The 13,002-nt window shown below is 67.8% G+C and carries 12 protein-coding genes; 5 read left to right on the forward strand and 7 right to left on the reverse strand.

Annotated elements, in window-relative coordinates; translation table 11 throughout:
• Nucleotides 1-189: 189 nt before the first annotated feature.
• Nucleotides 190-360 (reverse strand): hypothetical protein, encoded by a 171-nt coding sequence (locus tag NV1_RS43575; protein ID WP_157117032.1) that lies wholly within the window; start codon nucleotides 358-360, stop codon nucleotides 190-192.
• Between the two features lie 14 nt (nucleotides 361-374).
• Nucleotides 375-539, reverse strand: coding sequence for a hypothetical protein (locus NV1_RS43580; RefSeq protein ID WP_157117034.1), 165 nt, complete (start codon nucleotides 537-539; stop codon nucleotides 375-377).
• A gap of 86 nt (nucleotides 540-625) precedes the next feature.
• Between NV1_RS43580 and NV1_RS16340 the strand changes: the two genes are divergently transcribed.
• Nucleotides 626-1,582 (forward strand): helix-turn-helix domain-containing protein, encoded by a 957-nt coding sequence (locus NV1_RS16340; RefSeq protein ID WP_067892083.1) that lies wholly within the window; start codon nucleotides 626-628, stop codon nucleotides 1,580-1,582.
• A gap of 14 nt (nucleotides 1,583-1,596) precedes the next feature.
• On the opposite strand, the gene NV1_RS46375 is transcribed toward NV1_RS16340, so the two are convergent.
• Nucleotides 1,597-1,962, reverse strand: coding sequence for a ClpX C4-type zinc finger protein (locus tag NV1_RS46375; protein WP_067892086.1), 366 nt, complete (start codon nucleotides 1,960-1,962; stop codon nucleotides 1,597-1,599).
• 151 nt (nucleotides 1,963-2,113) lie between these two features.
• Here NV1_RS46375 and cobT point away from each other — a divergent pair, with 151 nt between their 5' ends.
• Together cobT and NV1_RS16360 are read left to right on the forward strand one after the other, a co-directional pair.
• Nucleotides 2,114-3,922: a nicotinate-nucleotide--dimethylbenzimidazole phosphoribosyltransferase gene (gene cobT, locus NV1_RS16350; protein WP_084525438.1), complete on the forward strand. Its 1,809-nt coding sequence runs from the start codon at nucleotides 2,114-2,116 to the stop codon at nucleotides 3,920-3,922.
• Between the two features lie 450 nt (nucleotides 3,923-4,372).
• On the forward strand, nucleotides 4,373-5,125 hold the full coding sequence (locus tag NV1_RS16360) for an adenosylcobinamide-GDP ribazoletransferase (RefSeq protein WP_067892090.1): 753 nt from the start codon (nucleotides 4,373-4,375) through the stop codon (nucleotides 5,123-5,125).
• Nucleotides 5,126-5,417: 292 nt separating this feature from the next.
• On the opposite strand, the gene NV1_RS16370 is transcribed toward NV1_RS16360, so the two are convergent.
• Entirely contained in the window at nucleotides 5,418-7,064 is a 1,647-nt protein-coding gene (locus NV1_RS16370; protein WP_084525439.1) for a purple acid phosphatase family protein, read from the reverse strand.
• An 84-nt stretch (nucleotides 7,065-7,148) separates the two neighbouring features.
• Nucleotides 7,149-9,074 carry an asparagine synthase (glutamine-hydrolyzing) gene (gene asnB, locus NV1_RS16375; protein ID WP_067892094.1) on the reverse strand — a complete coding sequence of 642 codons (1,926 nt, stop codon included), beginning with the start codon at nucleotides 9,072-9,074 and terminating at the stop codon, nucleotides 7,149-7,151.
• Between the two features lie 476 nt (nucleotides 9,075-9,550).
• On the opposite strand from asnB, the gene ctaC reads away from it, so the two are divergent.
• Together ctaC and NV1_RS16385 are read left to right on the forward strand one after the other, a co-directional pair.
• Nucleotides 9,551-10,579: an aa3-type cytochrome oxidase subunit II gene (gene ctaC / locus NV1_RS16380; protein ID WP_067892096.1), complete on the forward strand. Its 1,029-nt coding sequence runs from the start codon at nucleotides 9,551-9,553 to the stop codon at nucleotides 10,577-10,579.
• A gap of 14 nt (nucleotides 10,580-10,593) precedes the next feature.
• Nucleotides 10,594-11,010 carry a cytochrome c oxidase subunit 4 gene (locus NV1_RS16385; protein WP_067892098.1) on the forward strand — a complete coding sequence of 139 codons (417 nt, stop codon included), beginning with the start codon at nucleotides 10,594-10,596 and terminating at the stop codon, nucleotides 11,008-11,010.
• A 166-nt stretch (nucleotides 11,011-11,176) separates the two neighbouring features.
• On the opposite strand, the gene NV1_RS16390 is transcribed toward NV1_RS16385, so the two are convergent.
• Nucleotides 11,177-11,443: an ATP-binding protein gene (locus NV1_RS16390; RefSeq protein ID WP_067892100.1), complete on the reverse strand. Its 267-nt coding sequence runs from the start codon at nucleotides 11,441-11,443 to the stop codon at nucleotides 11,177-11,179.
• A gap of 40 nt (nucleotides 11,444-11,483) precedes the next feature.
• Nucleotides 11,484-12,764 (reverse strand): FAD-binding oxidoreductase, encoded by a 1,281-nt coding sequence (locus NV1_RS16395; RefSeq protein ID WP_067892102.1) that lies wholly within the window; start codon nucleotides 12,762-12,764, stop codon nucleotides 11,484-11,486.
• Between the last annotated feature and the right edge of the window lie 238 nt (nucleotides 12,765-13,002).

Here is a 13,002-nt window from a genome sequence, read left to right on the forward strand (position 1 = left end):
GCGTGTCGATCCGGCGCGGCTGCGTCCGGCCGGGTCGGACTATGAGTCGGGATCCGGTTCGACACGGTTCGGATTCGTCGATTCCGAGCCGATCCTTCGGATGTGAGCCGGGCCCGGACCCGTCCGAATGTGCTCGTTCGTGTCGCGACCGCGGTGGATCGCGTCGAACGAGTTCGAATACCTACGTGCTCAGCCGTGCTCGCGCATACCGCCGGACGCGTTGAGCAGAATGCCGAATCGGGCGGTGTCCTCGGGACGGACTCCGGCGCGTTCGGGGGACTCCGGGACGAATGTGTAAAGCCTGCTGGTCAATTCACCGACGATGGTCCAGGCCCGGTGTAGTCGATCGCGAATCGTCATGGGGGACCCGACTTTCAGCGCGGTTCGCGGACGCCGAAGATGGCGCGCAGTTCGTGGTTGACCCGGTCCGCGTCCCGATCGACGACGGCCGATGATCCGGTGGGTCGCGTGCCGGACCGGTAGTGGAGGTAGACCGACAGTGTGGTGATTACCAGGAGCAACAGAATTGAAATGAGCATGGCAGTAATTTTGCGCCCATCCACTTGCCGCCAACAGTGGCGGTAACGACATACTTCATCAATATTCAGCCACGTACACTGGTTGAGTGCTCTCCAAGGTCGCCGTCGTGCTCAACGAACATCTGGCCATGTTCGAATTCGGGGTCGTCTGTGAGGTTTTCGGACTGGACCGCCGGGAGGACGGGCTACCGCTGTTCGACTTCCGGGTGTGCGGCGCGCAGGCCGGACGGGCGCTGGCGTCGAGTACGCCCGGCATAACCGTCACGCCGCAGTACGGCCTGGACGAATTGCGGGGTGCGGACCTGGTCGCGGTTCCGGCGTTTCCGTTCGTATCGCCGGGGGCGTTCGATCCCGTTGTGGTGCAGGCGGTTCGCGATGCCGCCGCGGCGGGAGCGATCGTGCTGACGGTCTGTTCGGGCGCATTCCTGGCGGGGGCGGCCGGACTGCTGGACGGGCGGACCTGCACCACGCATTGGCGGTACGTCGATCAGCTGGCCGAGATGTATCCCGAGGCAACCGTCGATCCGGACGTGCTGTTCGTCGACGAGGGGTCGGTGATCACCAGTGCGGGCACCGCGGCCGGCATCGACGCCTGCCTGCATCTGGTTCGCCGGGAGCTGGGCGCCACGGTGGCCAACAAGATCGCCCGCCGCATGGTGGTGCCGCCGCAGCGTGACGGCGGCCAGCGGCAGTTCATCGAACGTCCGGTCCCGGACTGCGATTCGGACAGTCTGGGGGACACCATGCGCTGGATGCACGAACATCTCGAACTGCCGCACACCGTGGAGGATCTGGCCACGCGCTCGGCCATGTCCACGCGCACCTTCGCTCGCCGCTTCGCCGCGGAGGCCGGGACGACTCCGGTGAAATGGCTTACCTCGCAACGCATTCTGCTGGCCAAGCAGCTGCTGGAGGAGACCGCGCTGGATCTCGAGACCATCGCCGGGCGCTGCGGGTTCGGCTCGGGGGCTCTGCTTCGGCACCACTTCCAGCGTCTGGTCGGCATCGCGCCCACCGAATACCGTCGCCGTTTCGGGGCCTGAATCGCGTCCGCGGTTCACTCCTCGCCGGAGAAACGTTCCCAGGCGGACTGCCTGGTGATGTTCAACGCACCGCCGATCCGGGCCCAGGTGACCTTGCGGCGACGCAACTCCTGGATCCAGTCGCGCAGATTCTCCTCGACCTGATCGGCCACCGCCGCGACCCGCGGAATGTGCTGGAGCATCTCGTCGTCCGACATCGTCTGCCAGATCTGCAAGGGGGCCGGCGCGTCGGACTTGCGGTGGTTCGCCGTGATCGTCGCGGCCAGCCCGACGCATTCGTCGCAGATGTGTACGCCGGGACCGGCGACGAGGGTGCTCACCTCGGAGTGGGCCTTGCCGCAGAAGGAGCAGCGGGGCGGGGCGGGGGTCGGTGCGGTCATCGTGCGCTCCTGGTATTCGGGAACTGCGCTGTCAGGGATTGCCTGACGCAAGTATGCATCTGTCAGGGTCGCCCTGACAAGAGGGCTGCGGGTCGGGCACGGTGCCGGTGCGCGCATGTCGTGGTGAGGCGGTGATTGGTACCGTTCTGGCGTGTTGAACGATGCTTCGAGGCAGCGCCCGCTGCGGACGCTGGTGCTCGGTGGGACACGGTCCGGGAAATCGGCCTTCGCCGAGGAACTGGCCGGTCGGGACCGTCCGGTCCGGTATGTCGCGCCCGCCGCGGTGGATCCTGCCGACGGTGATTTCGCCGACCGGGTGGCGGCGCATCGGGAGCGCCGGCCCGTGGACTGGCAGCTCGTCGAGGGCGATCCGGTGCGGGCGCTGGCCGAGCCGACGCCGATGACGCTGATCGATGATCTGGGCACCTGGCTGACCGCGCGGATCGATGCGCGGGCGGCCTGGGAGTCGCCCCGCGGCACCGTCGCGCCCGATGTGGCGGAGCTGGTCGCGGCCATCGCCGAATACGAACAGCCGTTGGTGATCGTGAGCCCCGAGACCGGACTGGGCGTGCTGCCGGGTACGCGGTCCGGTCGGTTGTTCGCCGATGAGATCGGGACGCTCAACCAGCGGGTGGCGGCGTTGTGCGATGAGGTCTACCTCGTCGTCGCGGGGGTTCCGGTGCGGGTTCGGGAATTCGGAAACCCCACTGCGGCCGGGGCTTCGGTCGAGCGCGCGGAACAGGCCGGGACCACTGTGCAGGGTGGGGCCGCGGCGACAGCGCTCACTGCCGGAGCCGCGGCGGGTTCCGGTGTGGGCGTGCGGGATTCGGGGAACGGTTCGGCGGCGACTCCCGCGATTCCCGGTGCGGCCGATCCGATGTACGACTTGTCCGGCGAGGCGCCGGTTTTCGGGATCGTCGCACCGCCCGATCAGCACGTCCGGGCGCAAGCGCAGGAACGGCAGTTGCAGCTGACCAAGCCCGCGGGTGCGCTGGGGCGGCTGGAGACGCTGGGCAACTGGATAGCCGCATGCCAGGGGGTCTGCCCGCCGCGGCAGTTCGAGCGGGCCCGGGTCGTGGTGTTCGCGGGCGACCACGGCATTGCCCGGCACGGGGTTTCGGCCTATCCGAGTGAGGTCACCGTGCAGATGGTGGCCAATATCGTCGCGGGCGGCGCAGCGGTGAACGCCCTGGCACGGCTCGCGGATGCGAGTGTGCGCGTGGTCGATGTGGCCGTGGACGCCGATACCGATCCGGCCGTCTCGGCGCACAAGGTGCGCCGGGCGAGCGGGGCCATCGACCGCGAGGACGCGCTGACGCAGGCCGAGGTCCACGCCGCGCTGGCGGCGGGGCGCGCCATCGCCGACGAGGAGATCGATGGCGGCGCGGATCTGCTGATCGCCGGTGATATGGGCATCGGAAACACCACGCCCGCAACGGTTCTCATCGCCGCGATCACCGATACCGAACCGGTGCTGGCCATCGGGCGCGGCACCGGCGTCGACGATGCGGGCTGGATGCGCAAGGCTGCCGCCATCCGTGACGCCATGTGGCGGGCCCGTCCGCACCTGCACGATCCGGTCGCCCTGCTGCGCGTCGCGGGCGGTGCGGATCTCGCCGCGATGGCCGGATATCTGGCACAGGCCGCGGTGCGCCGGACGCCGGTGATCCTGGACGGCGTGGTCGTCACGGCCGCCGCCCTGCTCGCCGACGCGCTTGCACCGGGTGCGTCGGCCTGGTGGGTCGCGGGCCATCGCTCGACCGAACCCGCGCACCGCGTCGCCCTGACCAAGCTCGGGCTGGAACCGCTGGTGGAGATGGAAATGCGCCTGGGCGAGGGTTCCGGCGCGGTCACCGCCCTGCCCGTCGTGCGCGCCGCCGTCGCCGCCCTCGCGGAAATGGCGACCTTCGGCGAGGCCGGAGTAAGCACCGCCGACGACACCGCGCCCGCAGCGCCCTGATCGACGGCGACCCGTGAACACCGTCGAATTCGTCCCCTTCCCGCCCCGTTCCCGCCGTCCTCGGTGGGTTCGAGGGGGTTGCGTGATTCGGACATCGGCGGTGGCGTCTCGGCCGCTCATGGCGGGGGCTGATGGGTCACTGTCGCCGACCGCCGTCGGATCCCAGGCCCCACTGGCCACCTTCCGCGGTTGTCGAGCGGACTCACCGGAAAACGCTGCCCGATCGGAATCGCTTGCCGTGCTGGTGGTTCGGGCGGAAACGCACAGGCGGTGTTCGGTGGGCCAGGTGATCGTTCCGATCGGCCGATGGGGTCGGGTGTGGGCCGACGAATCCCCGGTGGGCCGGGCTGTCGTGCGGGCGGTTTCATCCGGTTACTCTGCGGCGGAGAATGCCGCGGCGTGCGATGCCGGTGTTTCATTGTGCAGGACGCGGGTCGAGCAGGTCAGCCGGTGAACGGGATTCGGCTGGCCTTCTCGTGGCTGACCGTGCTGCCGGTGTCCGGCCCGGATGAGGTGGATCGGCGAGTGGCGGCGCGGGCGATCGCGATGGCTCCGATCGTCGGGATCGTGCTGGGGGCCGGGGCAGCGGGACTGATGTGGGTGCTGGGCGCTGCCGGAACGAGTTTCGCGGTGGCAGGGTTGATCGTGGCGGGGGCTCTGGCGTTGATCACGCGCGGCATGCATCTGGACGGATTGGCCGACACCTTCGACGGGCTCGGCAGTTACGGGCCGCCCGAACGTGCGCGCGAGATCATGAAAAGCGGTGGGGCGGGGCCCTTCGGTGTAGCCGCGGTGCTGTTCGCCGTTGGTATCCAGGCGTTCTCGTATGGGTCCCTGGCTGGATCGGGGCGGTGGCCGGCCATTGCGGCGGCGGTGGCGATCGGGCGGGTCGCGGCGGTGCTGGCCTGTCGCCGCGGCTACGAAGCCGCGCCCGGTTCGGGATTCGGGACGTTGGTCGCCGGGACGCAACCGGCGCGGGTCGCCGTCCCGTGGGTCGTGATCGCTCTCGGGGCAGGGTTTTTCGCCGTGCCGGGCCGCTGGTGGCTCGGCATGACGGCCGCCGCGGTGGGGCTGATCGCCGCCGGAATCCTGGTGCGGCACTGCGTCGCCCGGTTCGGCGGTCTGAACGGCGACGTTCTCGGGGCGGCGTTGGAAGTGAGCACTACGCTGGCACTGGTCGTTGCCACTTTCGGTAGTCGCTGAGGGCTACAGCCGCCGGCCGCGCGCTCGGCTTCGATTCGGCGCTACACCTACGGCAACGGCTCGACCGCCCATCGCGCCCGGCCGAACAGGCTCGCGGTGCGCCCATGATTCGTGACGAGAACACCGGCGACGCGGCAAATGCGGCAGGCTCTCCGGTCGTTCGATCCGTCGGCCGGTATCGCCGAATCGTCGTCGTGCTCGAACTCGTCGGTGCTGGTGCGGGCGATATCGTGGCGACGAATCACCGCAAACGTCCCGATCTCTGTGCCCCGCGCCGTCGGGTAACGCGGGTTCAGCGGTCGGAGCGGGGACGGGTGAGGGTGAAGTGGTCGACCGCCTGCAACGTGTTGGCGGGCCCGGTGAGGGCGTAGTACGTGGCCTTGATGGTCGTGTTGCCGCCGGGTTTGCCCGGATCGACGTCGAAGGCGCAGAAACCGTAGGGATGTTCGGCATCCTTGAACGCCGACCAGGGCGCCTGTTCCTGGACGTAGACGGGAGTCTTCTTACCGGTGGCGGGATCCGTCGCGCCCACGGTGGTGAGGACGCGGCACTGCTCACCGGGGAAGAACAGGGCGTTGGACGGCGCCGAGGTTCCGCCGCCGCCGATCACCAGGTGCACTGTGCCCTTGCTGGTGTCGATGACATCGGCGCGGGTGTCCACCGGTTTCGGGGTGAGGGTGTCGGTGCCCAGCACGCCGCGAACAGGATGGGAACGCTCGTAATGGTGTTCGTGTCCGGCGAGCACCAGATCGACCTGGTACCGGTCGAAAAGCGGTAGCCATTCCTGCCGGATGCCCAGGTCGGCCCCGTTGAACTTATCGGCCGAGGAGATCGCGGTCTGGTGCATGAACACCACCACCCAGTCGATGCCGCGATCCGCGCGCGCCTTCGCCAATTCGGCCTCGAGCCAACGTTTCTGGGCGCCGCCGGAGTAGCCGCGCACATAACTGTTGCCCGCGTCCTGATAGCAGATGTCGTCGTTGGCCAGTGCGATGACGCGCACGCCACCGACGGTGAACGAGTACCACAGCCCGCGGGTGAGTTCCTCGCTACCCGCGTCTGGCACGGTGAAATAGGTTTGGAACGCCTGATATCCGATCGGCCCGTTGCCCAGTTCGTTCTCGTGGTTGCCGGGTGCGGGCATCCACGGCCGGTAACGGGCCGAGCGAGAGTTGTTGGCCCACCAGTCGTTCCAGGTGCGGATGCGATCGGTGGACAGATTGGCATAGCACAGATCGCCGTTGACGAGATTGAACAGCGGTGCGACCCGCTCGATTCCGGCGGTGACGTCCCCGGCGAACGGTGAGCCGAGATTGTCGTTGACGTATGTGCCGTTGACCAGCTTGCCGAGCGTCGGCGTGCCCTGATCACCGAAGCTGGTGAACCGGAACGCCGCCCGCCCGCTGGGCGCGGTACGCAGGGTGCCCAGCTCCGGCGGTGCGCCGTCGTGCCCCGCGGCGTAGACGTAGTCGGTGTCGGGGGACAGGCCGGTCAGCCGCGCGTGATGAGCGGTGATCTCGACACCGGATTTCCCGTCCCGATACGTGCGGGTCCGCGCGGGCACCGTCGTGCCGAAACCAGCGGCGGCGGTGCCGTAGCGCACCACCGGATTACGCACCGAAGCGGTTGTGTGCCAGGAAATCACCGCCTCGTGCGCCGCGTCGGCCCCGAATTGCAGATGCAGGCCCGAGACGTGTGGCGCGGCGGTGCTGTCCGCGCTCATGACCAGATCAGGTGTGCGCGGCCAGATCTCACGGGCAGCGGAGTCACTGCTGCCGCGCAGCGCCGCAGTGCCACCCGCGCCGACCGCGAGCCCGGCGACCGCGGCTCCCGCCGATGCGCCGAACAACCATCGCCGGCTCACACCGGATGTCTGCGCCGTGTCCCCGGCGTCGCCGGACCCGGTTTCGCCGCTGCTGGAACCCTGATCGTCCGCCATGACCTCAGCTAACTCCGACTGGGTGCAGGTGCGGCTACGACCCGGCGAACATCAGATGAACCGGCGGGCGCCGGGTGCGGGCCACTACAGCCGCACCGGATAGGTGGGCTCTTCGATGGCGGGCTTGATGCGGTCCTCGACGAAGATGCCGTGCCAGACCATGAACACCAGCACCGTCCACAGCCGGCGGCTGTGATCCACCGTGCCGGTGCGATGCGCTTCGAGCATCGCGGTGATCGCGGCCTTGTCCAGGAGATGATCGGTCTGCGATTCGGCGATCTGCTGGGCGGCCCAGTCGTACAGCTCCGGACCGCGCAGCCAGTGCCGCAGCGGCACCGGGAAGCCCAGCTTCGGGCGGTGCAGCACATGCGGCGGCACGATCTCCTCGAGTGCCCGGCGCAGCGCGTACTTGGTGGTCTCGGAGGTGATCTTCTGCTCGTACGGCAGCTGTTCGGCGACCGCGAAAACCTCGGGATCCAGGAACGGCACCCGCAGTTCGAGTGAGTTGGCCATGGTCATCTTGTCGGCCTTGACCAGGATGTCCCCGCGCAGCCAGGTGAACAGGTCCAGATGCTGCATGCGCGCCACCGGATCCCAGCCGCGCGAGCGGGCGTAGATCGGCGCGGTGACATCCCTGTGGGTCCATTCGGGCCGGAAATCGCGCAGCACCGCGCGCAACTGGGCATCGCTGAAACTGCGCGCGTTGCCGTAGTAGCGCTCCTCCAGGGGAAGCGATCCGCGATGCAGCAGGCTCTTGCCCCGGGTCCCTTCGGGAATCCGGTCGGACAACTTGCCCAGCAGCCGCCGCGCACCGCGCGGCAGGTAGTCGAAAGGCTTGAGCGACAACGGCTCCCGATAGATGGTGTATCCGCCGAACAACTCGTCCGCGCCCTCGCCCGAGAGCACCACCTTGACGTGCTTGCGCGCCTCCTTGGCCACGAAGTACAGCGGTACCAGCGCCGGGTCCGCGACGGGATCGTCCAGGTACCAGACGATCTCGGGGATCGCCCCGGCGAAGTCCTCCGGACTGACCACCCGGATGAAATGCTTCGCGCCGATCGCGTCCGCGGTCTCGGCGGCAACGTCGGCCTCGGAGTAGCCCTCGCGCTCGAAGGCAGAGGTGAAGGTGAGCAGATTCGGGTTGTGCTGGATCGCCAGCGCCGCGGTGGCGGTGGAGTCGATGCCGCCGGACAGGAACGCACCGACCGTGACGTCCGCGCGCATATGTTTGGCGACCGAATCCCGCAGGACGTCGGCGATTTCGCGATAGCGGGCCTGCGCGCCGTCCGGCGCGAACGGCCGCACCCGGAACTTCGGCTCGAAGTACCGGGTGATCTTCGGCTCCTCGCCCGGCGCCAGCGTCGCGTAGCAACCGGATTCCAGGCGCCGGACGTCGGCGTGTAGAGTCTCGGGTTCGGGCACGTACTGCAGCACGGTGTAGTGCTCGACCGCCCGCACATCGATCGACCGGGACAGACCCAGTGGCTCGAGCAGCTCCAGCAGACTCTTCTTCTCGCTCGCGTAGGCGGTGCCGCCCGGACCGGTCGCGACGAACAGCGGTTTGATGCCGAACCGGTCGCGCGCGATGACCAGCTGCCGGGTCTCGGTATCCCAGATCGCGAAGGCGAACATCCCGCGCAACCGGGAGAACGCCGCGGTGCCCCAGTGGTGATAGGCGGCGACTATGGATTCACCGTCGCCCTCGGTGTGGAACTGCGCACCGTGTTCGGCGCTCAGCTGCTCGCGCAGTTCCAGGTAGTTGTAGATCTCCCCGTTGAACGCCAGCGCGTACCGCTCCGGATTCTCCGGCGGCCCCCAGCGCAGCGGCTGGTGCGAATGCTCGATGTCGATGATCGACAGGCGGTTGAAGCCCAGGATGATGTGCTCGTCGTGCCAAGTGCCGCGCTCATCGGGACCCCGGTGACGTCCGCATTGCAGCGCCTCGTACACCTGGTGCACGACTTCGTCGGTCGCCACATCGGCGGTCAGAAATCCGAGCAGGCCACACACGGCGTCGGGAACCTCGTTTCCGGGATCGGGGGGTGGGGCGGGGAGGAGATCGAAACTCAGTCCGCGAGTATGCCGTACCGCGGAATGATTCCGGAATCATTCTGCCTCGGATCGGTATCTTCCGCCCCCTGGAGCGGTGTTATGTGTCCGCAACGTCGTAACCTCGGTTGATAGTTGGCCGGTCGCACCGATCTCCATCGCGGCCTCGATCTTCGGAGTGTCGAATCCGACCCGCGCACAACGCGGTACCCGGTTTGGTCTACGCTGCGTAGTACTCGGGAACTCCCGAGGTGGAGTGTGCGTTTGCGCGGTCTGCCGGTGGGTTCTTCGAACGTGCTGAAAATGTGCCGTCCGGCCCGCCCGGGCGGCGCCGAGTCGGATAGACGACCAGGAAGGCGTTGAGCGTGGCGCACAAGGCGAGCGAAGCGATAGGGGCGCGGCCCGACGGGGGCGCTACCTCCGGCGGACGAGGCCGCATGCTTCGGCGGGCCGGGCTGGCGGTGTCCTTGGGGATCACTGTCATCGCCGTTTCCGGCTGCTCGATCGACAATCCCGTGCTTCGGTTCGGGTGGCCCTCGGGTATCACCCCGCAGGCGACCAGGATGCGGGAGCTGTGGACCTGGTCGGTCATCGCCGCGCTGGCGATGGGTGTGCTGGTGTGGGGTCTGACGTTCTGGACCATCACCTTCCACCGCAAGAAGCCGAACTCCCCGGAGTTCCCCCGCCAGACCGGCTACAACGTGCCGCTGGAGCTGACCTACACCGCGATTCCGTTCGTGATCATCGCGGTGCTGTTCTACTTCACCGTGGTCGTGCAGAACTACGTGCACGAGAAGGTCTCCAATCCGAACGTGGTCGTGGACGTGACCGCGTTCCAGTGGAACTGGAAGTTCGGCTACCAGAAGGTCGACGAGAACGGCCAGGTCTACGACGGTGTCGACCACACCCGTCAGGGCATGGACCAGCAGATCATCGACGAGTACAAGGACCGCAAGGCCAACGGCCACGCCCAGCCCGGCCCGGACCACGGTCTGCCGGGTAACGACATCAGCTACCTGCACTACGACAAGGTCGAGACCGTCGGTTCCAGCACCGAGGTGCCGGTCTTGGTCCTGCCGACCAACCGGGTCATCGAGTTCCAGCTCGCCTCGGCCGACGTCATCCACTCCTTCTGGGTGCCGGAATTCCTGTTCAAGCGCGATGTGATGCCGGACCCGAAGGAGAACCACTCCGACAACGTCTTCCAGATCTCCAAGATCGAGAAGGAGGGCGCGTTCGTCGGCCGGTGCGCGGAGATGTGCGGCACCTTCCACTCGATGATGAACTTCGAGGTCCGGGCGGTCACGCCGGAGAAGTTCGACAAATACCTGACCGACCGCAAGGCCGGGAAGACCAACGCCGAGGCACTGGCCGACATCGGCGAGTCGCCGGTGGCGGTGTCCACGCACCCGTTCAACACCGACCGCACCGTGCGTTCGGCGTCCGAGGCCCAGCAGAGCAACTGAGGGACTGAACTGATATGAAGGTCGAAGCACGCATCTTCGAGCTGCTCACGGTGTTCTTCGTCATCGTGGCCGTCATCTACGCCTTCTTCACCGGACAGTCCAGCACCGGTGTGGAGTGGGCGGGCACCACCGCGATCGTGCTGACCGCGGGCCTGACCCTCATCGTCGGCACGTACTTCCGCTTCGTGGCCCGTCGTCTGGACCTGCGTCCGGAGGACTACGAGGAGGCCGAGATCGTGGACGGCGCGGGTGATCTGGGCTTCTTCTCGCCCGGTAGCTTCTGGCCGGTCAGCCTGGCGGGTGCGGCCGCGGTCACCGCGATCGGATTCGCGTTCTTCCAGCTGTGGCTGATCGCCATCGGCGTCGTCTGCATCCTGACCGCTGCGGCCGGTCTGGTGTTCGAGTACCATATCGGTCCCGAGAAGCACTGAGTTCGAGCGGTACACAGTTCCCCGGCCGTTCTTCGGCCGGGGCGCTGTCGTATCGGCGTTCGTTTGTATCGGAGTTCGTTCAGGGGGAGTTATTCCGGGGTGGGGGACGGCTCGAGGGCGCGTCCGTACAACTCGGGGAGTCCGATCAGCATCACGTCGGGCTCCGTCACCGCACGTCGACGCAACGCGTCACTGAATCCGGTGCCACCGAAGCGGCATCACGGCATCCGAACGGCCGGACCACCAGCTCGAGCTGCGCCCGTCCGCGCAACGGTGCACCGCTGGCCAACAGCCCACCCATCACGGACATCGCCGACCCGTACAGCAGCAGTCGGATTCCGCTCGGCTCGGTCTGATACCGGTCTATCTCCCGCTCCACCAGCGACGGCAACTCGGGCACGGCCTTCACCAGGTACGGGAACTCATCGAGCACAACCAGCGTCGGTGTGTGCGCCCTATCCCGGGGCGTGGTGTTACTCGGCCCCGTGGTAGCGGCGGGCCCGCTCGGAACGGCAGATGTCGTCGATCGCGGTGTTGATCTCGCGCAGGGCGTCGGCGGTGCCGGAACGGCCGGTGAAGGCGCTGGCGGGGCGCAGGCGGCAGGTGAAGCTGATGAAGCCGTGGTCCTCGTCGGCGAGTTCGTGCAGATATGGGGAGCGTACGCCGTAGGTCAGGGCGGAGATGACCGTGAAGCACTCGTTGCGTTCGCGGTATTCGGAGAACAGATCGTGCAGCCGGTGGAAGACCGCGGTGTAGGTCGACAGCGGCGCGAAAACCGCCGCGCGATAGGCCGGCCCGCGCTCGGAGGTGCTGATCACGGTGTCGGCGAGATATTCCGCGTCGCGCAGGGTGAGCACCTTCGGGGAGAACATCAGCGCACCGGCGGCGGCGTTGCGGACCGGCATGCCCGCGCGCCCGCCCGCGGCCGAGGCGATCGCGCCGAGGGATTTGCGTGCGCGGGAGCCGAGTTCGCGGCGGGCCCGAAGGGACGGCGTCGCGGTGGTGGGGTGCAGGCTGGACCACTGGCCGAAGCGCACCGTGCCCAACTGGATGTTGCCGGTGCCGACCGGCCGCGAGACCCGCAGCGGTGCGGTGTCGACCCAGCGGCCGACCTGCAACATCGCATCGCCGGGCCGTTCGATCGCGTCGAGGGTGTGCTCGACGAAACCGTCGAAATCGAGAAAGCGATGCGCGTCCGAGGTCAGCCAGGTGTGGTCCTTGTCCACCTCGACGGCCTGCAACGTGAGGGCGGTGATGATGCCGGTGCGGCCCGCGCCGCCCAGGATGCGGTGGAAGCGTTCGGTGTGGTGGTTGCGCCCGCAGGTGCCGAATCTGCCTTCCGGATCGACGTATTCGATCGCGAGGACGTTATCGCTGAACATCCCGTACCGGTGCGAGGCGGTGGACAGGCCGCCCACCGCGGCGAAACCACCCGCGGTGATCTCCCGGTGGTCGCCGACGATGGGCAGACCCAGGCCATGTGCGGCGAGGGTGCGGTCGATATCGGACAGCCGCGCGCCCGCCTGCACTCGCACCTGACGGGCCTCGGCGTCCACCGCCTGGACCCGGTTCATCCGGCGCAGGGACAGGACGATGCGGCGGTCGGGCGGGCCTGGTTCGTCTTCGTTATCGCTGCTGCGCTCGCCGCCTCGGACCGTCAGCGGTTGCGGTCGTGAATCTCGTACGGTGCGAACGACATCCGCGGTATCGCGCGGTAGATATTCCTCCGGGAAGGCGGCCAGCGACGTGCTCATGGCCTCACAGCTAACCACAGTTGCACCCCTCCCGTCTGCCCCGAAGGTGTGGCGGATCGGCGACTCGCCGGTGAACATATTTCGCGGCGGCTTGATCGGGGCGATCCCGGTGCGCCACAGGAGATTAGGTGTGTGTTACGGCGGTCCGGTCGGGTCTTGCCGAGGGTCTCGAACCCGGCGCTGGTCGAAGCGTTTCGCGCATGGGCGAATCGGTGCTCCGGTTACTCCTGGGGCGGTT

Origin of the sequence: Nocardia vaccinii NBRC 15922 (genome assembly GCF_001613305.1) — a bacterium.
Lineage (GTDB): Bacteria > Actinomycetota > Actinomycetes > Mycobacteriales > Mycobacteriaceae > Nocardia > Nocardia vaccinii.